We start from the raw sequence: 23,565 nt of genomic DNA on the forward strand, positions 1-23,565 counted from the left end.
TACGATGGGCCGCTTTTACCGCTTCCTCCGGAGTTCCACGCATGCGCCCGTTTTCCCTCGGTGAAGACCTCGACCTCCTGCGCGAAAGCGTGCACGCCTTCGCTGAAAAGGAGATCGCGCCGCGTGCGGACCGGATCGACCGGGAAAACGTGTTCCCCGACGACCTGTGGCGCAAGTTCGGCGACATGGGCCTGCTCGGCGTCACGGTTCCCGAGGAATACGGTGGCTCGGGGCTGGGCTTCCTCGCCCACATGATCGCGATGGAAGAGATTTCGCGTGCCTCGGCCTCGGTCGGCCTGTCGTACGGCGCGCACTCCAACCTGTGCGTGCAGAACATCTACCACAACGGTAACGGGGCCCAACGACGCAAGTACCTGCCCAAGCTCGCCAGCGGCGAATGGGTCGGCGCACTGGCCATGAGCGAACCCGGCGCGGGCTCGGACGTGGTCGGCTCGATGAGCTGCCATGCGGAACTGGTCGGCGACACATGGGTCGCCAACGGCACGAAGATGTGGATCACCAATGGTCCGGACGCCGACGTGCTGCTCGTGTACATGCGGACGGCGCCGCGCCCGGCCGGCAGCCGGTGCATGACCGCCTTCATCGTCGAGAAAGGCATGAAGGGATTCTCCACCGCGCAGAAGCTCGACAAGCTCGGCATGCGCGGATCGAACACCTGCGAGCTGGTGTTCGACAACTGCGAGATCCCCGCGGAAAACATCGTCGGCGAAGTGAACGAAGGCGTGCGCGTGCTGATGGGCGGCCTGGACACGGAGCGCCTCGTGCTGTCCGGCGGCCCGATCGGCATCATGCAATCGGCCATGGACCTCGTGCTGCCGTACGTGCGCGAGCGCAAGCAGTTCAACGCACCGATCGGCACGTTCGGCATGATGCAGGCCAAGGTCGCCGACATGTACACGGCGCTGCAATCGTCGCGCGGTTTCGCGTACATGGTGGCCCAGCAGTTCGACAACGGCGTGAAATCGCGCATCGATCCGGCGGCTTGCCTGCTCAATGCATCGACCAACGCGGTGAAGGTGGCGCTGGAGGCGATCCAGGCGCTGGGCGGCAACGGCTATATCAACGAGTTCCCCGCCGGCCGCCTGCTCCGCGACGCGAAGCTGTACGAGATCGGCGCGGGCACCAACGAGATCCGCCGCATGCTGATCGGCCGCGAACTCTTCCACGGCAAGTCGTAAGGCAAAGCCACCGCGAGGCTGCGGGGCCCTGATTCACTGTGGCCCCTGATTCACTGTCGCCCCTGATTCACTGTGGCCCCTGATTCACTGTGGCCCCTGATTCATTGTGGGGCCCTGATTCATTGTGGGAGCCGCTTCAGCGGCGATCCCGCGGCAGCGGGCCAGGTTACGGCAAGCACCCATCGCCGACAAAGTCGGCTCCCCCATTAAGCGGCTCCCGCCATTTCCTTGCTTCACCTACCGTGCCATGACTTACCAAGCCATGCGGAACGTGGCGTTGGCCGAGCGTGAATGGTCGCGATCGGCAAAGCGCTGGTCCACGTTGAAGCCGAGCTGCGTGTGCGCACTCATGTCCCAACCCAAGGAGACGCCGGCGGTGCCGGCACGGCGCGAGAGGCCGATGCCGTCGACTGGCGCCCACTGGGCAAAGCCCGTATAGCGCGCAGCAAACACCTCGCCCTTGGTGGCAAACGCGTTCTGCCAACCAAGCTTCGCATCCAGGTGCACCGTACCGTGCGAAGTCAGCCACGTGCTCCCTGCACGCAGGCCGAAGCCCGCCTGCCATCGCGACGTGGTATGGCCGTCGGCAGCCAGTCCAAAGCCTTCACCGCCATTCTCGGAAAAACCGTCTCGATGGATGCTGGCGTACTGGACGTTGGCAAACGGCGTCAGCGTGAACGCACCGGCCTGGCTGCGATAGCCAACTTCGCCATAAGCAGAATTGTAGCTGCCGTTCTGGTCGCTACCCGCGAACGCCACCTGGTCGCCGAACTGCAGCATGCGGCGCATATCGCCACGGAAGCTGCCGAAACCGACCTGGCCGACACCGTACCAGTTGGCGCCACGCGAACCCGCGTAAAACATGCCGGCTGTCGAACGACTCCGCTGACGGTCGAAGCTTCCGTTGAGCTGGCCGTTGCTCGCCATCTGCGCCACGGCGACGCCGGCGAATCCATTGAGGCCCAAGCGAATGTCATGCCCGGCCAGACCACCGTTGAGGTTGAAGCCGACGCTGCCGAAGCCGCCGCGGCTCAGACCGCCCTGGTTGTTCAACGACTGTGTCCAGCCACCGGTACGCTGCTGGTCGAGGTGAGCGATGAGCGCGTCGTTACTGGCATCGATCCCGGCAAGGGTCACCGCGGTGCCAGCAGCGTACAACTGGCCCGAGAGCGACTCGAGCGAAGCCTGCGCCTGCTGCGTGGTCTTCGACTGCTGGATACCACCGGCGGCCATCAGCGTGCCGTTGGCGACGGCTCCCGCCGAGGACACGTTCTGGTTGAGCTGGTTGAACGCGCCGTCGAGACGCTGCGCGGACGACGTCGCGGCCAGCGACGACGCCATGCTGGTGGAGGCAACCTGGATGACACTGATCTGCGAGGTGTCGACCCAGACTTCCGTGGGCGTGTACTGCAGGTTCGTCGCCAGGAAGATGCCCGGGGCGAGCGTCGTCGACGCGAACTGGTTGACGACCAGGCCAGCCGAAAGCACCTGCTGGTGAGCGGATTTCACGTAGCCACCGGTCACGCCGGCGATGTAGAACTCGCCATCGAGGTTCGCCGTGCCGCTGACGATCAGCGGCGCACCGAGCACCTGCGACACGGTCGAGGTCGAGTACAGCGTGAGGTTGCCATTGATGTGCGTGCTGGTCGACGTGGTCTGCAAGCGCCCGCCGCTCTTCAGGGAGCCGTCGATGTCCTTGCGCGCCAGCAAGGCCGCGCCCTGTTCGACCGTCACGTTACCCGGCAGGGTGCCCAGCGCGTCGATGCCCGTGCCGGCGCCGACAAGGGTGCCTCCACTGTAGGTGTTGTTCTGGCTGGCCAGCGTGAGCACGCCATAGCCTTGCGTCTTGATGCTGCCGCTGCCTGAGATGGCATTGGAAAACGTGATCGAACCCTGCACGGCGGGAGTGGCGGTGACATCCCCAAGGTCGACGGTGAACTCGTTCCAATCGAGCTTGCCGGGACCCCCGATCGCGCGGCCGACATTGAGCCGACCGTAGCCGTAGATGGCATCCGGTCCCGGCGTGCCGAGATCATCGGCGGTACCCAGCAGGATCTGGCGAATCGACTGCATCGAAAGCGACGGGAATACGCCCGCGACGACGGCGGCACCGCCGGTCACCTGCGGTGCCGCCAGCGAGGTGCCTTCCCAAACGTTGTACGTCGGCAAGGTGGCCGATGAGTTGGTCGTCAGGGCGACGACGGAACCCGGCGCGGCGAGGCAATAGTTCTGCGCGGCGCCACAACGATTGGAGTACGTCGCGATCGTGTCAGGATGGCCGCTGTCGAGGGCGACCACTGTCAGCCAGCCGGATTCCATCAGCGCGCCGCGCGTGTTGTCGATCGCACGCAGGCGCGTCGGCAGCATGGCGACGTCGGAAGGGTTCGCCTTGCCGTCGTTACCGGCGGCAAACACCTGCAATGTGCCCTGGCTCGCCGACGAATAGGCGGTCGCGAAGCTCTCGGTGGTCGAGGTGGCGCTGGCGTTCCAATAGAGGCCGCCCCATGAATTGTTGACGACCCGGGCGCCGGCGGCGATGACATCTGCATTGACCTGGCCAAGTGGCCCGGCACCGGTCACGAGATTGCCCGAGCCCGAGCCGTCATCGGTCGGCGCCTTGTCGGCGATAATGCGCGCGGACACGATGCTGGCGGCAGGTGCGACACCACCCGCGAAGGCCTTGACCGGCGTGCCGGCGGCGATCTGGGCGACCGCCGTGCCGTGGCCGACCACGTCGTCCACGGCAGTGTTGTTCACCGTGGGATCCACGTAGGTGAAGCTCTTGGTCACCCGTCCGGTCAGTGCCGGGTTTTGAGTGGCGACACCGGAATCGACGATGGCAATGGTGACATTGGCGCCCTTGGCACCGGCCGCCTGTGCGACCGCGGTATTGGTCGCGCTGATCTGGACGTCGTACGGGAATGTCACCGATGGAGGTGGAGGCGTGCCCGGCAGTGTCGGATTAACCGTGACGGGAGGTACGTTGTAATTGGTCCCCGTCGCCCTGGTACCACCCCCGCCGCCGCCACCGCATGCGGTCAAGCCGAGACTCACGCACACAGCCAGCGCTAGCTCGCGCTGACGCAAGAAATTCATCGGATTCACGTTGTCCCCCTGGGTTGACATCAATGTCTCGCGCCCGCGGTCCGTGGGAGCGTTAAGCGGATGTTGCCATAAGACTTTGCGAAAAACCTCATCGACCATGCAAAAAGTTGGCGCGGTTGTGAAGACGGCTTTCTGGCACGGCACGGGATCCCGCCACCCGTCGCGTGAAACCGCCTGCCGCGGCGCAGATTGCCCCTACCCCGGCCCCACTGCGATACTCAGTGGGTTTTCCGCCCGGAAAGGGCGGCCATCCGAGTACCACGGAGTCCCCATGTCCGACATCGTCATCGCAGGCGCCAAGCGCACCGCCATCGGTTCCTTCCTCGGCCAGTTCACCGGCGTGCCCACGCCGAAACTCGGCTCCATCGCCATCAAGGCGGCCCTGGAGCATGCGGGTGTCGCCCCGGCCGACGTCAGCGAAGTCATCATGGGCTGCGTGCTGCCAGCCAACCTGGGCCAGGCGCCGGCGCGCCAGGCGTCCCTCGAGGCCGGGCTGCCGACGTCCACCGGCTGCACCACCATCAACAAGGTGTGCGGCTCGGGCATGAAGGCCCTGATGCTTGGCCATGACCTGATCAAGGCCGGTTCGGCATCGATCGTCGTCGCCGGCGGCATGGAGTCGATGACCAATGCGCCGCACATGGTCAACGCGCGCACGGGTATCCGCTATGGCGACGGCCAGCTCGTCGACCACATGGCCTGGGACGGGTTGACCAATCCCTACGACGGCAAGGCCATGGGCGTTTTCGGCGAACAGTGCGCCGACAAGTACCACTTCACGCGCGAGGAACAGGACGCCTATGCGATCGGTTCGGTCGAGCGTGCGCAGGCCGCGCAGAAATCCGGCGCCTTCGCCAACGAGATCGTCCCGGTGACCGTGCAGGGCCGCAAGGGTGCGCAGGATTTCGCCGAGGACGAACAGCCCGGCCGTTCGGACGTGACCAAGATCCCCACGCTGCGTGCGGCGTTCCGCAAGGAAAACGGCACGATCACCGCCGCCAGCTCGTCGAGCATCTCGGATGGCGCCGCCGCGCTCGTCTTGCTTTCAGCCGACGATGCGAAGGCCCGCGGGGTCACCGCGCTGGCACGCATCGTCGCTCACGCCACGCATTCGCAGGAACCGGAATGGTTCACCACCGCGCCGGTGGGTGCCATTTCCAAGGTGTTGGCGAAGGCTGGCTGGACCACCGGCGATGTCGACCTGTTCGAGATCAACGAGGCCTTCGCGGTGGTACCGATGGCGGTGATGCGCGAACTCGGCGTGTCGCGCGAGAAGATCAACGTCAACGGCGGTGCTTGCGCCCTCGGCCATCCCATCGGTGCCAGCGGCGCGCGCATCGTCGTGACCCTTCTCAATGCGTTGACGGCACGTGGGGCAAAAAGAGGTGTCGCCGCGCTGTGCATCGGTGGCGGCGAGGCAACGGCGATCGCCATCGAACTGGTGTGAACCCGACGTCGACACGTGAGGCGGTCGTTTCAAAACGATCACGCGATATCCATGGGCTTTAATGCGCCCTGAAGCGAGAAGGCGCGATCGGTAGCTAAGTACCCATAACTGAGCTATTAATACGCCCGCCTAACGGCATTCCACGGTTAAGGAGAAACACAATGAATTTGACGCGTACCCTTCTCGCCTCTGCGCTCGTCGCGCTTCTGGCAGCTTGCAGCAACGGCGCGCAGGATTCCGCGCAGGACGCCCAGAAGTCGGCCGCCGATGCCCAGCAGCAGGCGGACAAGGCCCAGCAGGCCGCCGACCAGTCGCAGAATGCCGCAACCTCCCAGGCCGCCGATCAGGCTCAGCAGTCCGCCGACCAGGCCAAGGATGCCGCCGCCCAGGCTCAGTCCGCCGCTTCGTCTTCGACCGCTGGTGGTGCGAGCGACGCCGCCAAGGACGCCGCTTCCAACGCAGCCAATCAGGCCGACAAGTCGGCTGACCAGGCGAAGGATGCCGCCGACAACGCCAAGAGCGCGACGGACGATACCAAGAAGTAAGCATTTCGCTTTCTTTGGTAGAAACGAAACGGCCACCTCCGGGTGGCCGTTTCTTTTGCGTATTTCAGGAACTGCGTCGGTGACAGGCTCGGCTTCGCCATCGTGTTTTGCTTGCCTCGAGGCAAGGGAGCCATCGGGCGTCACCCTGGTCGCTAAGTCCTCGTCCGGCCTACGCCTCCCTGCGGAATCGCTCCCAGGATGACGCCCGACGACTCCCCTCCCGGACTCGTGACGCGGATGTTGTGAAAAGCGTCGGACCTATTGCCTCGGCGCTTTTCGAAGACGTCGCGGACGACCGTAGGTGACTGTCTCGATCGGCTCCCACCTTACGTTGCCAAGTCGCTACGGGTTGTCCTCTGGCGTCCGTGGAAAAAAACCATGCGCCAAAACACCCTCGACCCGCTCGTCAAACAACCCATCCTCATCGCTCGGAGGGGAGCCGTCGGCTGCCGTTCTCAGAGCGATTCCGCAGGGAGGCGTAGGCCGGACGAGGACTTAGCGAACGAGAACGGCAGCCGACGGCTCCCCTGCCTCGACGACCATTGGCGCGATGCAGCGTTTGCGTTCCGGCCGGCCCGGCTATGATGCTCGTTTCGTCCCAGCGCGAAGCCCTCATGCCCATCCTCGAATCGCAGCTCGATACCCGCTCCCCGGAATTCCAGGCAGCCAGCCAGCGCCTGCGCGCGCTGACGGACGATCTGCGCGAAACGCTGCGGCGCACGGCTGAAGGCGGTGGCGCGAAGGCGCGCGAGAAGCATGTCGCACGCGGCAAGTTGCTGCCTCGCGAACGTATCCGCGCCTTGCTCGATCCCGGCTCGCCCTTCCTGGAGATCGCGCCGCTCGCCGCGCATGGCATGTACGACGACGCCGCTCCGGCCGCGGGCGTGATCGCCGGCATTGGCAGGGTGATGGGCCAGGAAGTGGTGGTGCTCGCGAACGATGCCACGGTCAAGGGCGGCACGTATTTCCCGATGACCGTGAAGAAACACCTTCGCGCGCAGGAAGTGGCGATGGAAAACCGCCTGCCCTGCATCTACCTCGTGGATTCCGGCGGTGCGTTCCTGCCGTTGCAGGACGAGGTCTTCCCGGACCGCGAGCACTTCGGCCGCATCTTCTACAACCAGGCGCGGATGAGTGCCCAAGGCATTCCGCAGATCGCCGTGGTGATGGGCTCTTGCACCGCCGGCGGCGCCTATGTGCCCGCGATGAGCGACGAGACGATCATCGTCCGCGAACAGGGGACGATCTTCCTCGGTGGTCCGCCCCTGGTGAAAGCCGCCACCGGCGAAATCGTCGATGCCGAAGCGCTGGGCGGTGCCGACGTGCATACCTCGGTATCCGGCGTGGCCGATCACTTCGCCGAAAACGACGCGCATGCGCTGGCCATCGCCCGCGACATCGTCGGCTCGCTCAATCGCATCAAGAAAATGCCCCTGGCCGTACGCGCTCCGCTGGAGCCGCGCTTCTCCGCCGAGGAACTCTACGGCGTCATCCCCGAAGACACCCGCCGTCCTTTCGATATCCGCGAAGTCATCGCGCGCATCGTCGACGATTCGGAATTCCACGAGTTCAAGGCGCGCTACGGCAAGACGCTGGTCACCGGCTTTGCGCACATCCACGGCTATCCCGTCGGCATCGTGGCGAACAACGGCATCCTGTTCGGCGAGTCCGCGCAGAAGGGTGCGCACTTCATTGAACTATGCAACCAGCGCAACGTGCCCCTGGTGTTCTTGCAGAACATCACGGGTTTCATGGTCGGTCGCAAGTACGAGAATGCGGGCATCGCGAAGGATGGCGCGAAGATGGTCACCGCGGTGGCCTGCTCGCACGTGCCCAAGTTAACCGTGGTGATCGGTGGCAGCTTCGGCGCCGGCAACTACGCGATGTGTGGCCGCGCCTACGGCGCCCGTTTCCTGTGGATGTGGCCGAACGCGCGCATCAGCGTCATGGGCGGTGAACAGGCCGCTTCGGTGCTGGCCACGGTGCGCCGCGACGGCATCGAAGCCGACGGCGGAAGCTGGAGCGCCGAGGACGAGGAAGCCTTCAAGGCCCCCGTACGCGACCAGTACGAGCGACAGGGCCATCCCTACTACGCCAGCGCGCGCCTCTGGGACGACGGCATCATCGACCCGGCGGATACGCGACGGGTGCTCGGCCTGGCGATCTCCGCGTCGCTCAACGCCCCGATCGAACAAGGCCGCTTCGGCGTGTTCCGCATGTAGGCCCCACCAGGCGTCCAGACCTGGTGGGAGCCGACCTTGTCGGCGATCCCGCGGCAGCGGGCCAGGTCACGGCAAGCCCCCACGCGTGAGGCGCATTCTCATGAATGTCCGCTAAGTCCCTGCCCCATCGACATACGCTTGTGCCGTGATAACCTCACCGGTCCATGTCCGACTTCGACGAACGCCCGGCCCCCGAGATCCTGACGCCCTCCGGCCTCAACCGGTTGGTGCGCGACCTGCTGGAAGATGCCCTGCCCATGGGCGTGTGGATCGAGGGCGAATTGTCGAACGTGGCCCGGCCTGCTTCAGGGCACGTCTACTTCACCCTGAAGGACGCCAACGCCCAGGTCCGCTGCGCCATGTTCCGCACGGCCGCTTCGCGGCTGCGTTTTCGTCCCGTGGATGGCATGTATGTATTGATGCGGGCAAAGGTCGGGCTCTACGAAGCGCGTGGTGAGTTCCAGCTCGTCGCCGACCACATGGAGCCCGCCGGTGAAGGCGCCTTGCAGCGCGAATTCGAGCAGTTGAAGGCGCGGCTCGGTGCCGAGGGACTGTTCGCTCCCGAGCGGAAGCGCACCCTGCCCGCCTTTCCACGTCGCATCGGTGTCATCACCTCGCCATCCGGCGCGGCCATCCGTGATGTGCTGAGCGTGCTGGCACGCCGCCTCGGCCTTGCCGAGGTGGACGTGTTGCCCGTGCCGGTACAGGGTCGCGAGGCGCCACCAGCGATCGTCGCCATGTTGCGGCGTGCGTCGGCCAGCGGTCGTTACGATGTGATCCTCGTCACCCGCGGCGGCGGCTCGCTGGAAGATCTCTGGGCCTTCAACGACGAAGCCGTCGCACGGGCGATCCATGCCAGCGCCGTGCCGGTCGTCTCGGCCGTGGGCCACGAGGTGGATTTCACGATCGCCGATTTCGTGGCCGACCTGCGCGCGGCGACACCGTCGGCCGCCGCCGAACTCCTGGTGCCCGATGGTGCCGATCTCGCGCGCCAGCTCGACCGCCTTCGCCAGCGCATGGCGACGCTGACGACGCGTCGCCTGCAAGCCGCGGCACAGCGCGCCGATCATTGGCAGGCGCGTCTCAACAGCCAACGTCCGCAGGCGCGGCTTGCGCGCGATGCGCAGCGCCTCGACGCCCTGCACCGACGGCTCCGCTTCGCGATCGGCCAGGCGAATGCCCTGCGCCGCGCACGCCTCGAACGCATCGACGCCCGGCTGACGGCGCGACATCCCCGCCTGCGCCTCGAACCGGCTCGCCTACGCAGCGCGGAACTACGGCAACGGCTCGACCGCGCCATCTCGCGCAAGCTCGAACGCGACCGTGCGCGGGTCCTCCAGCAAGGTCGCACCCTGCACGCCGTGAGCCCACTGGCAACACTCGAACGTGGCTATGCGATCGTCTTCGACGAACGCGAGGCCATCGTGCGTCGTGCCGCCGATGTCGCTGTCGGCGAGCGCGTGCGCGTGATGTTGGGCGATGGCGAGATGAAGTTGCGGCGCGAATAGTCGAAGGCGACGTGGGGTCGAATCGGCAAGCCGCGAACCTCCCCATGACTTCATGCCGGATGAGGGTCATCTACATCGTATGGCCTATGGATGGAGCGCTCCGGCACCTGTCAGATAGCCCGGCCACCGGTGGTCTGAATGGAGATCGATGTATGGACACACGACGTCACACGCTCGCCTCGCTCTTGCTCGTGCTCGTGCTCGTGATGACCGCCGCGCTGTCATCCTGCGGCACATTGCAGCCAAGAAATCACAGCCCGACCGAGACCAAAGCCGTTGCCAACATACGATTTTATGAGGGTCTCTGGGCAACACAAAGCAACTTCTGCACGACGAGCATCTTCTCGATCCCTTATTCCTACAAGGGCTTCTGGGACTGCTCGAACGACGAGGCAAAGTCGTTAAAGCTGCAGAACATTCCCGCCGGTAGCACGATCGCGGTTTACGACAGCAAGAGCCGCGGCGACGATGACGACTACTCGGTCATCACGGTGCTGAAGTCCGTGCCCGAAATCGTAGTGGGCGACTTCACCCACGGGGTGATAAACCAAGAGGCTTGGACAATGCGGACCAAGTACGTCAACGGGATCGCGGGAAAAGTGTCCTGCGCGATAGTGGATATCCCGGGGCCGCATCCCGCCCGCACCAAAGTTGATGAACCGCCGGAGAAGTAGCTCTTCGGCATGGAAGTGCGTCACGGCTCGTGAACACCTCAGGTCGGATGATTCGTGGCTTCGTCATCCACGAGGCCTCGCACATGCTTCGGAAGAGCTACCCGTATTACCTCGCCAATTCCGCCGTAAAGGGCAAGAGGAAACTCGACGTCATCGACAAGTACACCGGCGAGGTCGCCACGCGCGTCGCCCTGCCCGACGCCGCGACCCTGGAACAGGCCATCGCAGCGGCGCATGACGCAGCCGGCAATATGAAGCATTTCAAGCCGTACCAGCGGCAGGCCGTGCTGGAACACTGCGTCACACGGTTCCGCGAGCGTCGGGACGAGCTGGCCTATGCGCTCTGCGTCGAGGCCGGCAAGCCGATCGGCGACTCGGCGGGCGAGGTCACCCGGCTCATCGAGACCTTCAAGATCGCCGCCGAAGAAGCGGTGCGAATCAATGGCGAAACACTCAACCTCGAGATCTCCGGGCGCAGCGCCGGCTACCACGGCTATACACGCCGTGTCCCGCTCGGGCCCGTGGCTTTCATCACGCCATTCAATTTTCCGCTCAATCTCGTGGCGCACAAGGTGGCCCCGGCCATCGCCGCGGGCTGTCCCTTCGTGCTCAAGCCCGCCGAACGGACGCCCCTGGGTGCGCTGATCATCGGAGAGGTTCTCGCCGAGACCGACCTGCCCCGTGGCGCATTCTCCATCTTGCCCGTGCCTGGCCATGATGCCGAGGCACTGGTGACCGATCCGCGCCTGAAGATGCTTTCGTTCACCGGCGGCCTCATCGGCTGGGACCTCAAGGCCAAGGCGGGTCACAAGAAGGTCACCCTTGAACTCGGCGGCAATGCCGCCTGCATCGTCGACGGCGACCAGGGCCAGCGGCTCGACGCTATCGTGGATCGACTGGTGTTCGGCGCGTTCTACCAGTCGGGGCAGAGTTGCATCAGCGTGCAGCGAATCCTTGTGCACGACGACATCTACGACGAACTACGTCGTGGGCTCGTAGCGAAAATCCGGACGCTCAAGGCAGGCGATCCGAAGAAGAAGAGTACCTTCCTCGGCCCGATGATCGACGAGAACGCCGCCATACGGCTGCAAGGATGGATCGACGAGGCGAAGAAGGCGGGTGCGAAGGTCCTGTGCGGGGGCGGACGCAAGGGTGCCATGCTCGAGGCGACCCTGCTTGAAGACGTGGCCCCCGACGAAAAGCTACAGCGCATGGAGGCTTTCGGCCCCGTTGCCATACTCCAACGATTCAGCAGCTTCGACGAAGCCCTCGGCATGGTCAACGATTCGGACTTCGGCCTGCAGGCCGGTGTCTTCACGGACAACCTGCGTCATGCCATGCGTGCATGGGATGAACTGGAACAGGGTGGCGTGATCGTCAATGACGTACCCAGCTTCCGCGTCGACAACATGCCCTACGGCGGCGTGAAATCATCCGGACTGGGGCGCGAAGGCGTGCGTTACGCCATCGAGGACATGACGGACATGCGCCTGATGGTCATTCGGGACAGCTGAAGGCAGTCGTCGACCCGAGCAAGGATGCCGCGGGAAACATTCCCCATGCGATCAATCGGTTAGTTTCCGCGTGACCGTGTTCACACGACGTCTACCGGATACGCGCAGCGAGAAGGGGCGACATGCGTCGGGAAAGCGACGTAAGGTCGTCGCATGCCGGTGGAAACCGGCGATCCCGAACGCGACATGGACGGTCCTCATGAATACCCGCTCCCGCTCCACCGCATCACTTGCCGACGTCAAGCAACTCACCTACTTCCAGATCTACAAGACCCATCCCAGCGAAGAGCATGGGACGATCAAGCTGTTCAGCAACGGCAACCAGCAGTGTCCGATCAGGGTCGGACTGGTCGCCGCCGATGCCGACGAAAATCCCATCACTCTTACCGCGAAAGAGTTGGAGGAAGCCGTCACGCTCGTCTTCTATGACGACGGTAACGCGTTGGATGGCGGCTATACGGCTTCATTCGTGAAGGACAGGTTCACATGGACCGAATCCGCCATTCCGGTGGGGCATTCGCATGAGGACCCGCCCGAGCGGAGCAGTAAAGCGAAGGTCTCCCGGGCTACTCGTGCCGAACTTCCAGCGGCCATCCAGGTGGTCACGCTCTACGTCTCCGCGACTAGCGGGGCGCCAGGGCGAGTGCTCGCGGCGCGCTTCCAGGTAACCCCTGAGCTGTTCTTCACGACCAGCCCATCCGTGCGTGACTCCGACGGCCGCGGACGGGATGGCGAATTCGACTCTTCCGTCGAAGTACTGCTGGCGGAGCCTCCCTTCCTGTCGCCCACGGATTTCGGCGCCACCTCCAGCGGTATCGTCACGGGGATAAACGTAGGCAACTCGGCCTATTTCTACTGGGCAACCGAGTACTCCCTCAACCCGAAATTGAACGGGAGCTCGCTGCCCCTGGATTCCGTTGGATCGAGCGCATCCATTGGTGGCAATCCACCGGAAGGTGCCTTCGGCTTCTATACGCATGGCCGCTATTTCTCTCCCGTGCAGTGGGGCATCAGTTACTACAGCCAACCGGGTAGCGCCGATGCCGAACCGGGCGGTCTTCCGATGCCGCCGCTCCACTCTCTCGTTGCGGTCTCGGCGTCTCACGGTGCATCGCCGAACGCGGATTACCCCTATTCGATGTACATGACTTGCGTGGGCAAGATCACGACACCGAACAAGAACCGCATCGTCGTAGGCATCCTGAAAGGAAATATCGAGAGGCATTTCAGGAACTCATCAGGCGAAAATATCGCGGACGTGAGCAGCACGACCATGCATATCCTGGACGCGTACGGCAATAACCACACGTTATCCCTGTCGTACAACGCCGAGGCGAATGAATTGACGATCGGTTGAAGTCGCTCTCCATTCAAGGACAACGCAATGACAAGGAAAGCTCTCGAGAAAGGCCCCCAGCCTCCGCTCGACTTGACCGAGGTCGAAGTCATCCTCGAACAGACGAAGGTGTACCGCAACGGGCTTCAGCAGGCCAGGATCAGGCTCGACCTGGTGTCCAAACACGGCGGTCAACCATCGGACTTGAGCCTAAACGAAATCGCGAGCATTCGACTCTTCGATTACCACAACCAGAACTCCGGAGCGATACCGTTCTCGAACGACGGTTCCACCACTTACAAGGGGTGGTCAGCCCAACGCGATTACCGTGGCTATGTATCCCAGACCACCAGGGCGGGCGAGCCACGAGCCCTCCAGTCCTATTTCTTGTACCTGTCCGCCCATGCCGAGGCCACGGAGACCCTGGACGTCGCCTTCGCGATCCATGGCGACGATCTCTCCGTCTGGCGCACCAACGGAAAGTGCACCATCAAAGGCGTTGAGCAATCCATGACCTCGATGGACAAGAACGTAGGCATCACGATGACGCCTGTGCCTCCCGAAAGATATCCCGCCAGTTCCTTCATGCTGGATCGACGTGCCCTCGATCCAGCTGGGCATCCCGACAGAGAGAACTCAGAAGGCATCTTCGACGACATCGTGACGGTATCGATCCTGTTGGTGGACCAGACCACCCTCGGCATCCGCAGCATGACCTGCGATCCCGCCGGCCTGATTCATTGGAAGGACAAGGTGTCGAACATCAGGCAGCCATGCTTCACGGGGTACGTCGAGCCCGGCGAAACGACGATTCACTGGAACGACGCGATGAACGACCACTTCGGTTCGATAGCGCCACCGAAGCGGCTCGCCAGTCCCGAGGACGAATCAGGCGTCATCGTGCTGTGCGGAAGGGTAGACATTCCGTCCTGGGCCGGCGCACCGGAGGCACCGGTGAAAGTGACCATGACGGACGCCCACGGCAGCGTGCAAAGCTGCCATATCGGCTTCGTCAAGGGGGAGCGGGACGAACTGATCGTGACATGACCGACACTTGACCAGGGATGGCGACACCATGACGACCGATGAAACCCTTGCTCCGGGCCTCCTGGCATCGGGGGACATGTACTCCACCGCGTTCCAGTTCTACAGCCATATCAATGCGGACGTGGATCCCCGCACCGGCATGTACTCGGCGAGCGTCGACCTGGCCACGGGTGAAGGCAACCACTTGCGAGGCCCCCACCTGCCGTTCCGCCTGAGCTACAGCGCAGCCGACAGGATCGATGATGGATTCGGCACGGGTTGGCGCCTCGGCCTCACCGAACTCGATCTCGATACGGGCCTGCTGACCTTGTCCAGCGGCGATAGCCACAAGGTGGAGAGGCTCCTGTATCACGAGCCTGCACACTTTCCCGATCGCAAGCTCGACAGCTGTTCATTGATGGTGATGGACCCGGAACATCGGACTGCCGTGGTCGAACACGTGACGGGCGTCGTCGAGCACCTCGAGGCGATGTCGTACCCCACCAACCTTCTGCGCCCGGTCCGCATCGTCAACCCCGGTGGCGATTCGCTCCAACTCGTATGGGAGTGGGATGCCCTCGGCATTTCGCGTTTGACACGCGTCGTGGATGGCGATGGCGAAGTACTGATGCAGGTCGACTACGCCGACTTGAACAACGTCAAGCTCACCCTCCACCTCGTCGGCGCTGCCCACCGCGAGGCTACCGTTCCGCTGGAGATGCATTTCCGTATCCTGGGAGGCCAGCTCCAGCACGTCGCCATTCCCCTCGTCACCGATCTCAATGAAAGCGCGACGGCTGCTGGCGATGAAGCGGTGTGGAAATTCGAGTATCGCGTCGTCGACATCATGATGCTGCTCGCATCGGTGACCTCCCCCGATGGCCTGCGTGATTTGGTGGAATACGATACAGAAGCACTTACGCTTCCCCCCGGCGGCCCCCTTTCCCACATGCCCGCGGTGGCCATGCGGACACGATCGCTCGTGAGCGACGCGACGAACGTGGTTCGGGAGAGTCGATACACCTATAGAAACGGCGATCTCGACCATAATTTCTACGGGTATCCGACAGTGCAGTCCTGGGTGGACCGGAACGACCAGCTCCTTCACATGCCCGGCGCTGACGCCTACACCTACGGCTCGACGGAGTCGCAGTATCAGGATGGCTCCCTGCTGTGCACGGTCGAGCGCAACTACAACCACTTCCACCTCATCACCAACGAGAAGACCACTCGCGGCAATGTCGTGCAGGACGTCGTCACCAGGTACGGCATCGAAGAGAGCACGTCCTTCGAGAACCAGAAGGCGAGCTTCCAGCTTCCCCACAGGGTGACGACCACCTGCTACGACCTGCGGCTTGCCGACATCAGGCAGATCACATTCACCGACAGTTCGTACGACGACTACGGAAATGTCCTGGCACGTTACGACAGTGCCACCGATACGACTGAAACATCCACTTATTACCCGAAGGAAGGCGAGACGGGACTGTGCCCGCCCGATCCACTCGGAAAAGTGCGGCGCCTCAGGAGCCGCACCACGTCGCCCGGCAAGAACGGCGGCCCGATTCGCACGACGCAGTACCGCTACCTCGAAGTGCCTGTGAGGGACACGGCAAAGAACTGGCCGCGGGACCGTACGTATTACATCCAGGCATCGGGGGAGACGTCGACGGAGTCCACCGACGGCATCGAAACGACCCTCGTCCGCAGTGAGCAGTCGTTCGTCACGGACCAGGGCGACCAGCACGGCAGCCTGCGGCAGGAGACACGCGAACAGGATGGCCTGACCGAAACCCGCACGTTCACCTACGAAACCGACGACGTCGCAGGCACGGTCACCACGTACACCACGCACACCACGCACGATGGCGTCGTGAACACGACAAGCGAAACCCTTCACCTCATAAGCGGCCTGGTGCAATCGACGGTGGATGCGCTAGGCAACAAGGCCGAGTTCACCTACGACGCCCTCGGCCGCCGCACCAGCGAAGTGCTGTCACCCGATCATGCCGACTATCGCGTCGAAACGCGCTGGAACTACCAACTGTCGATGAGCGAACGCTGGGTGGAACGCATCGGCATCACGGGCCTGCCGCATCGCGTATGGATGGACGAGCAAGGCCGCACCATCCGCCGTGAGGAGCCCCTGCCCGATGGAACGCTGATGACCGTGCACGAGCTGGAATATGACGGCTTCGGGCAACTCGTCAGCGAGACGCAGATCGACCGGATGCGTGGGGATACCTCGCTGCGACTGAAGACGACGTACGCATACGACGATTGGGGCCGTTGCTCGCGGATGACCTCGCCGGACGGGAGCACGACGCTGAGCGAGACGGCCCTCGTCCAGGAACCGCTTTCGTTCGGCGACGAAGTGATCGCGCGGACGATGCAGTGGCAGAGCTACGGCACCGGCGAAAAGACCGGCTGGCGGGCGACCTACCTCGACGCGGCGGACCGGCAACGGCGCGCCCAAGCCGGCACGTGGTCCGAAGCGGATGTGCCCGTGGTCGCCTCGACCACCACGTGGGAATACGACGGGCTAGGCAGGTGCGTAAGGATGGAAGACCCCCTTGGCAAGGTGACCCGTCAGGCATGGGATGGCTACGACCGCTTGATTCGCAGTGACCTTCCCGACGGCACCGCCGTGCTGAGGGACTACGCACCCGGTCACGAGGACGAGTTCGTCGCCCGGCTCGCCATTGTCCCACCCGAACGTGACAGGGCACTGCGTGAGCTCGCCGGGAAAGCCGGCGAGCTGGAACTGGGGACCCGGACCTGGGACGGACTCGGAAGGCTGAAGAAGGAACAGGCGGGCAGCCTGACAACCAGCCATGCCTACATACCGAACCAGATGAGTTCCGACACGAAGACCATGCCGAGCGGCAACACGCTCCAGATGGTCTACGACCTTCGCCTTCGCGAGGTGCTGCTCGGCTCGACGCTGCTGAGCCCGGGCGGAGCGGTGGAGGCCGTACTGACCCAGGCGACCTATGACCATGTCATGGGCCTGCCCACCGGGATCGTCGCCGAAGGTGGTTCGATGACGATAAGCCCTGACTATCTCGGCCGGATGACCGATCAGGAAATCGCTCTCACCGGTGACCTGCCACGCGGATGCCATGTTTCCATCACGCCTGGAGGCCTCGCACTGGAGAAGACGGGCACGGACGGTGTCGAGCAAATCTACGACTACGATGACAAGGGACGCCTGAAGAGCGTGACCGATGAGGATGCGACGATCGAGCTGGTCTACGACGAGCTGTCGCGCCTGGATCATCGCATCACCCGCTCCGCCGATGGCCGTTCCGTCACGCAGCGGATCGCTTACGACGCACTGGGACGCGTGCACGAGCAGACCTGGGAACACACCGAGGCATTGACCACGCAGATACGCAGCCTGGCCTTCGGCTGGCGGGCCGACGACAAGGTATCGGAGCGCCGCTGGTACGGTGACGACGCCACGCTCCTGCGCACGGAGACGATGGACTATGACGACCGCGGCCGGCTGATCCTCCATGGCATCGATGCGGTCGCTGGCGAACACCCACTCGACGAAACCGGGCAGCCTTACGTAAAACAGGAGTTCGAGCACGACTGCCTCGACAACCTGCTGGCCGTGACGACGACCTTGCTCGACGGACGGGTGAACCTCACCCGCTACGGTTACGACGCGGTGGACTTCGACCGGCTGGTCAGCGTGAGCAACAGCCTGGATGGCTATCCCGGCTATGGCACACCGCTGAAACTCCTTTACGACGCGAACGGCAACTTGATCGACGATGGCCAGGGCAGGACATTGCAGTGGGACGGCGCAGGCCGATTGGCGAGCGTGACGCTGGCCGACAGCAGGCAGATCATCTACATCCACGGCCCGGACGGGCGCGTGAGCAGTGTCACGATCGACGACGTGTCCAGGTACCGCTATCGCGAAGACGGCGCCATCGCCTTCGAGGTCGATGCGTCCGAGGGACGGCGGTTCATCCGGGCGGAAGGGGGCATCGTTGCCGAGACCCGGCTCGCCGGGGCGATCCGGGAGACCTTCCTGCTGGGCACCGATCCGCAGGGGTCCGTGGTGACGGAGTCCGTGCCGGATGTCGTGGCATGAGCGTCGCAGCCCGCATCTATACCGCCTACGGGGAAAACGCCGGCTCGACGGGCGCCGCGCGACTGGCCCACGCCGGCGAGATCCCGGAAACGCTGACGGGGTGGTACCTGCTCGGCGGTCGTCCCTACAACCCGGTACTGCGACGCTTCCTCGTGCCAGATCCGGAAAGCCCTTTCCATGACGGTGGATTCAACCGCTATGCCTATTGCAGCGGCGACCCGGTGAACCGGATCGATCCGAGCGGCAACGCGTGGACGGACTGGCTCATGGCCGGAATGATGGTCGCCATGTCCGTCGTGGGCACGGTCATCAGCGCCGGGGCCCTGGCCGCTCCCCTCGCGGCCGCTTCGACCGCTGTAGCGACCGCCGCCGTGGCCGGGGCCGGAGTGGCGGGAGCCGCATCCGCCGCCATGGCCGTCGCAGCCGCGACCCCCGGCATCGTGGCCGCCACCACGGCGGTCACGATGGATGTGTTATCGACCATGGCCGCTATCGGTTCGATCGCCACGATGGCGACTCGCAACCAGAAAGCCAATGCCATCCTGGGCTGGATATCGATGGGCACGGGAATCGCCTCGGGCGTCGCCACGATCGTAGCCTCCAGACAGATATCCACGGCGTCCCTCAGGGCGTCGTTTGCCACCCGTGGCGCGCCGGCCGGAAGGCATGCAAGCAAGACGATCACCACGCACGCAACGGTGAGCGCCGTGAGGGCGGCGACGCCCACGTTGACGTCCAGCGCATCCGCCCGAAGCGATGGACGGGGATCGACTCGCAGCCTGGTGGCAAGCGATGCGAGCGGCAGCCTTCCGCAAGTGAGGCGGGCATCCGCGGAACTCAGGGGGAATGGTGTCATGCAAGCCCATTTCTTCGTCGGGCCGCGGAGCGCACGGCAGGCGTTCCGAAATGCTCATGGAGAAAAGCGGAAAGCAGGCGAACAACTTCGCCGGCCGGATATGGAACGAGTCCGGCAAGCTGGCGCTTCGGCAGGATTGAACATCGAAGCCGTGGACATGACGAGGGAGACAACGGAACAGATTCGCCGACGCCTGTCGGAGGACGGCATCCATGCCGCCGCCATCGGGCATGGCCTCGTCGACGAGCCTGTCATGAGATCGCTGAACATGTCGCCTGCGGTGTCCGATCACTTGTTTCCCGTGATGGCGAGTCGGTGATGCGCACGCTGACGTCGACGTACGGCGCCTACGGAGCGCGCGCCCCATCGGCGGCGGCGCGTACCGCTTTCGCTGGCGAGGTGAGCGAGGCCGACACCGGCTTCTATCTGCTGGGTGCACGTCTCTACAGCACCACGCTGCGCCGGTTTCTCTCTCCGGATGGGGCCAGCCCGTTCGGACGTGGCGGCATCAATCGTTATGCCTATTGCGGCGGCGACCCGGTCAACCGGATCGATCCGAACGGTCGCTCATGGCTGGGTTGGATGGGGGTTTCCTCCGGGCTGGCCAAAAAGAGCACCGGGGCGGCGAGTTCCGTGTCGCCGATTTCCGGGGGCACGAACAGCATTGCCACGACGCCCGGCATCGTGGCCTCGAACGCCGCGGTCGTGGCCGATGCGATCACCATCACGGCGGCGGTCGACTCGGTCGCCTTGACGACATCGAATGAGCCGAAGGCCGGCGGCCTCTTCGGATGGATCGGGAACCTGTCCAAGGCAGCCGTGGGCGGAGCCGATCTTGCCCCTGCGAAAAACGGATCGCCGACGCGGCGCTTCGTAGGAGGGAACAGTCTCATCGAATGGGACCCGGACATGGACACAAAGCCGGAGCGGAACATCGCGGTATTCATCGACGGCGACATTCCTGCGCACCGATCGACACTCAATCGCGGCGGGGAAAAGGCTGCAACAAGAAACTGGATATATGGCACGCACGTCAGGAATCCGAAAAGTAGGATCTGGGCAGCGGATACGGCGATCAACTACGCCGACTTTCCGAACCTGTTTCCCCACATGACAGGCCGCGGGATCACCAAGGCGACCTTCTATGCGGGAGTTCACGGCCATCCTGATGGCCGCAATTGGGGAGCGGACTGGTTTCATAAATCACCGGACCGGTTCCTGTACGAGCAGGAACTCCAGCTCACGAAGCCAGCGGCCGCGTCGGCGGGTCTCGACATCGATGTCGAGAATATGGGCGACTTGCTGATAACCCGCATGCGAGATCGATTGGAACGGGACGGCGACCATGTCATCGCTACCTGCTACGGGATAGCGAACGAGGTCGTCATGGAGGCGCTGAATCTGACGAACGTGAGCTTGTACTACCTGCGACCGCCGCCGGGGCCTTGACCTCATGACGAACGGCTCCCAACGACCTGACCCGAGGCGCGTCGAATGAACGTGACCATCACTACCACCACGACACCGGTCTACGGCGCCTACGGCGAGCGCAGCGGCTCGTCAAGCCGGTCGCACAGCGCGTTTGCCGGCGAAGTGCTCGAAGCCGACACCGGTTGGTACATGCTGGGCGAGCGTGCCTACAGTCCGGCGTTGCGCCGATTCATCGCACCCGACGCGTCGAGTCCGTTCGACGGCGGTGGCGTCAATCGCCATGCGTACTGCGGCGGTGATCCCGTCAACCGGATCGACCCGAGCGGCCACACCTGGCTGGGTTGGGCGGGCGCCTCCCTGGGAATCTCGGCCCCTGCGGGTGCCGCGCGCAGCGTGTCGCCCGCTCCCCGGATGCAGGAGACAGCCACCACGCCCGTAACCGTGACCACGACCGCGGCCGCCGTAGTGGATGCCGTCTCCATCACATCGGCCATCGACTCCGTGGCCCTGATGACGGCTGACCGCCCGAACAGCAGGGGCATCTTCGGATGGACCGGGATGGCGTCGAAAACAGGGGCAGGTGGCCCCCTCCCAGCGGCGAGAAACGGCGCGTCGAGCGAACGTTTTATGGGTCAGCAGCGGGCCATCACGCGACGTCATCCCGTGGGGGTAAAGCCGAAAAGGACCGTTGACGTCGTGACCGCCCCACATATCCCTGCACACCGGATGACGACCGATCGTTCTGGAGAGCCCGCTGTTGCGAGGGAGTGGACAGTTCGCCCTCACAACCAAAATCCGGACAGCGTCATCTGGGCAACGGACTCGGAGGTCGCCAACGCGGACTTCAGGGGGGTCTTCCGGCGACTGAACACATCCGGCGTGACACGAGTCAACGTCTATACCGGAGCTCACGGCGATCCTTGGGGCGAGAACTGGCACCTGCGCACCGGAGAGCGATTGGACCCGGTACCCCAATTCTACATCTCAGACCTCGTGCACACGAAAAAGGCCGCCAAGCGTTACGGGATGACGATCAACGTCGTCAATATGGCGGTGTTGAACAAGCAGGACATGCAACATCACTTGTTGCAGGACGGTGTCCACCTCATCGGCAGTTGCTTCGGATTGTCCGACGAAGTCGTCATGGAGGCGCTGAACATCCAACAGGCGACTGTGTACCTGCTGGTCTGAGAGGGCGGGAATCAGCGAACTGGCGCCAGGTCTCCGACGAGGGTCGGAATGAGCTCCGACACCGTCGGATGAATCGGCACCGCCCATTGCAGTGTCTCGATGGACGCATCCGCGTTCATCATATCCAGGATGCCGTGGATCGCTTCGTCGCCGCCGGTACCCAGGATGGCGGCGCCGAGGATCTTCTTCGTCTCCGCATCGGCGACGATCTTCATGAAGCCCCAGGTTTCGCCCTTCTCCACCGCGCGCCCGACGCGTGCCATCGGACGCTTCGATACCAGCAACGGCCGACCGGACTTCCGTGCCTGCGATTCGGTCATGCCGACACGCCCCAGCGGCGGGTCCACGTAAAGCGCGTAGCCGAGGATGCGGTCGCTGACCTTGCGTTCCTCGCCATCGAGCAGGTTGGCGGCGACGATCTCGTAGTCGTTCCACGCAGTGTGCGTGAACGCGCCCTTGCCGTTGCAGTCACCCATCGCCCAGACGCCTTCGGCACTCGTCCTGAGATGATCGTCGACCTTGATGTATCCCTTGTCGTCCGTCTCGATGCCTGCCTTGTCCAGGCCCAGGTCGTCCGTGTTGGGACGACGACCCACCGCAAGCAGCACATGCGTACCGACGACCTCGGGGGCACCCTCGGTGCAATCCACACCGATCTTCACGCCGCGCTCGTGCTTGGCCAACGTGATGCAGCAAGCGTCCGTGCGCACGACGATACCTTCGGCTTCGAGGAACGCACGGATCTCGGCCGAGACATCTTCGTCTTCGTGGCCGATCAACCGGGGACCCTTCTCCACGATGGTCACCTCGGCACCGAAGCGCCGGAACATCTGGGCGAACTCGAGACCGATATAGCTGCCGCCGACCACCACCAGATGCTCGGGGACGGCTTGCAGTGGAATGATGGTGCTATTGGTGAGGTAATCGACCTCATCGACGCCCGGGAAGTCCGGCACGTTGGCGCGGCCGCCGACATTGAGGAAGATCTGCGGCGCTTCGAGCGTTTCGCCATTCACCTCGATCCGTCGCGGACCGGTGAATCGCGCATGCCCACGAATGAGCGTGAGCCCCGGCATGGATGCCAACCAGTCCTCGTTGCCCTTGCGCGAGTCGAGGATCACCTTTCGGGCCCGGGCGGCGACGGTTGGCATGTCGATGGACATTGGGCCGGTGCGGACGCCGTATTCCGCGCCTCGCTGGGCAAGACGAGCCGCATAGGCGCTGGCGACGAGGGTCTTGGTCGGCTTGCAGCCGGTGTTGACGCAGGTGCCGCCCACCAGGTGCCGCTCGACGATGGCGACGGTCTTGCCTGCGCCCGTGAGGCGGTTGGCCAGCGCCGGCCCGGCTTGTCCGGCACCCACGATGATGGCGTCGAAGGTATGGGTCATGGGCTCCGGCCTCGA

General features: G+C 64.0%; 16 protein-coding genes and 1 pseudogene. 14 read left to right on the forward strand and 3 right to left on the reverse strand.

Features of this window, described 5'->3' with window-relative positions:
• Positions 1-41 precede the first annotated feature (41 nt).
• Positions 42-1,199 (forward strand): isovaleryl-CoA dehydrogenase, encoded by a 1,158-nt coding sequence (locus tag AB6730_RS02050; RefSeq protein WP_371022008.1) that lies wholly within the window; start codon positions 42-44, stop codon positions 1,197-1,199.
• A 252-nt stretch (positions 1,200-1,451) separates the two neighbouring features.
• On the opposite strand, the gene AB6730_RS02055 is transcribed toward AB6730_RS02050, so the two are convergent.
• Positions 1,452-4,295, reverse strand: coding sequence for a S8 family serine peptidase (locus AB6730_RS02055; RefSeq protein WP_371022009.1), 2,844 nt, complete (start codon positions 4,293-4,295; stop codon positions 1,452-1,454).
• 280 nt (positions 4,296-4,575) lie between these two features.
• Here AB6730_RS02055 and AB6730_RS02060 point away from each other — a divergent pair, with 280 nt between their 5' ends.
• The 10 genes and pseudogenes from AB6730_RS02060 to AB6730_RS02105 form a co-directional block, all read left to right on the forward strand.
• The gene (locus tag AB6730_RS02060; RefSeq protein ID WP_371022010.1) at positions 4,576-5,751 is read left to right on the forward strand and encodes an acetyl-CoA C-acyltransferase; all 1,176 of its coding nucleotides are present in this window, start codon (positions 4,576-4,578) and stop codon (positions 5,749-5,751) included.
• A 161-nt stretch (positions 5,752-5,912) separates the two neighbouring features.
• Positions 5,913-6,296, forward strand: coding sequence for a hypothetical protein (locus AB6730_RS02065; protein WP_371022011.1), 384 nt, complete (start codon positions 5,913-5,915; stop codon positions 6,294-6,296).
• Between the two features lie 614 nt (positions 6,297-6,910).
• Complete coding sequence (locus AB6730_RS02070) at positions 6,911-8,518, forward strand: carboxyl transferase domain-containing protein (protein ID WP_371022012.1); 1,608 nt, start codon at positions 6,911-6,913, stop codon at positions 8,516-8,518.
• 164 nt (positions 8,519-8,682) lie between these two features.
• Positions 8,683-10,026: an exodeoxyribonuclease VII large subunit gene (xseA, locus tag AB6730_RS02075; protein ID WP_371022013.1), complete on the forward strand. Its 1,344-nt coding sequence runs from the start codon at positions 8,683-8,685 to the stop codon at positions 10,024-10,026.
• Positions 10,027-10,178: 152 nt separating this feature from the next.
• On the forward strand, positions 10,179-10,700 hold the full coding sequence (locus AB6730_RS02080; protein WP_371022014.1) for a hypothetical protein: 522 nt from the start codon (positions 10,179-10,181) through the stop codon (positions 10,698-10,700).
• An 83-nt stretch (positions 10,701-10,783) separates the two neighbouring features.
• The gene (locus AB6730_RS02085) at positions 10,784-12,214 is read left to right on the forward strand and encodes an aldehyde dehydrogenase family protein (RefSeq protein ID WP_371022258.1); all 1,431 of its coding nucleotides are present in this window, start codon (positions 10,784-10,786) and stop codon (positions 12,212-12,214) included.
• Between the two features lie 199 nt (positions 12,215-12,413).
• On the forward strand, positions 12,414-13,571 hold the full coding sequence (locus AB6730_RS02090) for a hypothetical protein (RefSeq protein ID WP_371022015.1): 1,158 nt from the start codon (positions 12,414-12,416) through the stop codon (positions 13,569-13,571).
• A gap of 27 nt (positions 13,572-13,598) precedes the next feature.
• Positions 13,599-14,597 (forward strand): hypothetical protein, encoded by a 999-nt coding sequence (locus tag AB6730_RS02095; protein WP_371022016.1) that lies wholly within the window; start codon positions 13,599-13,601, stop codon positions 14,595-14,597.
• A gap of 28 nt (positions 14,598-14,625) precedes the next feature.
• Positions 14,626-18,684 (forward strand): RHS repeat domain-containing protein, encoded by a 4,059-nt coding sequence (locus tag AB6730_RS02100; RefSeq protein WP_371022017.1) that lies wholly within the window; start codon positions 14,626-14,628, stop codon positions 18,682-18,684.
• Positions 18,681-18,869, forward strand: a pseudogene (locus AB6730_RS02105) (RHS repeat-associated core domain-containing protein); the annotation flags it as partial. The gene AB6730_RS02100 and the pseudogene AB6730_RS02105, both read left to right, overlap by 4 nt.
• Positions 18,870-18,886: 17 nt before the next feature.
• On the opposite strand, the gene AB6730_RS02110 reads toward AB6730_RS02105, so the two are convergent.
• Complete coding sequence (locus AB6730_RS02110; protein WP_371022268.1) at positions 18,887-19,540, reverse strand: hypothetical protein; 654 nt, start codon at positions 19,538-19,540, stop codon at positions 18,887-18,889.
• Here AB6730_RS02110 and AB6730_RS02115 point away from each other — a divergent pair.
• Genes AB6730_RS02115 through AB6730_RS02125 form a run of 3 tightly spaced genes read left to right on the forward strand, consistent with a single transcriptional unit; the run spans position 19,539 to position 22,162 of the window.
• Complete coding sequence (locus AB6730_RS02115; protein ID WP_371022269.1) at positions 19,539-19,859, forward strand: hypothetical protein; 321 nt, start codon at positions 19,539-19,541, stop codon at positions 19,857-19,859. The two genes, AB6730_RS02110 and AB6730_RS02115, sit on opposite strands and share 2 nt — an antisense overlap.
• Entirely contained in the window at positions 19,859-20,989 is a 1,131-nt protein-coding gene (locus tag AB6730_RS02120; RefSeq protein ID WP_371022018.1) for an RHS repeat-associated core domain-containing protein, read from the forward strand. The genes AB6730_RS02115 and AB6730_RS02120 overlap by 1 nt, the downstream gene beginning before the upstream one ends.
• Before the next feature lie 45 nt (positions 20,990-21,034).
• A complete protein-coding gene (locus tag AB6730_RS02125; protein WP_371022019.1) occupies positions 21,035-22,162 on the forward strand; it encodes an RHS repeat-associated core domain-containing protein in 1,128 nt (375 codons plus the stop codon).
• Positions 22,163-22,173: 11 nt separating this feature from the next.
• Here AB6730_RS02125 and AB6730_RS02130 read toward each other — a convergent pair whose 3' ends face one another.
• Entirely contained in the window at positions 22,174-23,550 is a 1,377-nt protein-coding gene (locus tag AB6730_RS02130) for an FAD-containing oxidoreductase (RefSeq protein WP_371022020.1), read from the reverse strand.
• Positions 23,551-23,565: the final 15 nt, after the last annotated feature.

The organism is Luteibacter sp. RCC_6_2 (assembly GCF_041360655.1).
GTDB lineage: Bacteria > Pseudomonadota > Gammaproteobacteria > Xanthomonadales > Rhodanobacteraceae > Luteibacter.

Excerpts from the sequence above, each read along its gene's own strand:
- AB6730_RS02090 (WP_371022015.1), top strand. The coding sequence starts at position 12,414 with ATGAATACCCGCTCCCGCTCCACCGCATCACTTGCCGACGTCAAGCAA.
- AB6730_RS02115 (WP_371022269.1), top strand. The coding sequence starts at position 19,539 with ATGCAAGCCCATTTCTTCGTCGGGCCGCGGAGCGCACGGCAGGCGTTC.
- AB6730_RS02080 (WP_371022014.1), top strand. The coding sequence starts at position 10,179 with ATGGACACACGACGTCACACGCTCGCCTCGCTCTTGCTCGTGCTCGTG.
- AB6730_RS02130 (WP_371022020.1), bottom strand. The coding sequence starts at position 23,550 with ATGACCCATACCTTCGACGCCATCATCGTGGGTGCCGGACAAGCCGGG.
- AB6730_RS02060 (WP_371022010.1), top strand. The coding sequence starts at position 4,576 with ATGTCCGACATCGTCATCGCAGGCGCCAAGCGCACCGCCATCGGTTCC.
- AB6730_RS02055 (WP_371022009.1), bottom strand. The coding sequence starts at position 4,295 with ATGAATTTCTTGCGTCAGCGCGAGCTAGCGCTGGCTGTGTGCGTGAGT.
- AB6730_RS02095 (WP_371022016.1), top strand. The coding sequence starts at position 13,599 with ATGACAAGGAAAGCTCTCGAGAAAGGCCCCCAGCCTCCGCTCGACTTG.
- AB6730_RS02120 (WP_371022018.1), top strand. The coding sequence starts at position 19,859 with ATGCGCACGCTGACGTCGACGTACGGCGCCTACGGAGCGCGCGCCCCA.
- AB6730_RS02110 (WP_371022268.1), bottom strand. The coding sequence starts at position 19,540 with ATGACACCATTCCCCCTGAGTTCCGCGGATGCCCGCCTCACTTGCGGA.
- AB6730_RS02050 (WP_371022008.1), top strand. The coding sequence starts at position 42 with ATGCGCCCGTTTTCCCTCGGTGAAGACCTCGACCTCCTGCGCGAAAGC.
- AB6730_RS02125 (WP_371022019.1), top strand. The coding sequence starts at position 21,035 with ATGAACGTGACCATCACTACCACCACGACACCGGTCTACGGCGCCTAC.
- AB6730_RS02070 (WP_371022012.1), top strand. The coding sequence starts at position 6,911 with ATGCCCATCCTCGAATCGCAGCTCGATACCCGCTCCCCGGAATTCCAG.
- AB6730_RS02100 (WP_371022017.1), top strand. The coding sequence starts at position 14,626 with ATGACGACCGATGAAACCCTTGCTCCGGGCCTCCTGGCATCGGGGGAC.
- AB6730_RS02085 (WP_371022258.1), top strand. The coding sequence starts at position 10,784 with ATGCTTCGGAAGAGCTACCCGTATTACCTCGCCAATTCCGCCGTAAAG.
- AB6730_RS02065 (WP_371022011.1), top strand. The coding sequence starts at position 5,913 with ATGAATTTGACGCGTACCCTTCTCGCCTCTGCGCTCGTCGCGCTTCTG.
- xseA (WP_371022013.1), top strand. The coding sequence starts at position 8,683 with ATGTCCGACTTCGACGAACGCCCGGCCCCCGAGATCCTGACGCCCTCC.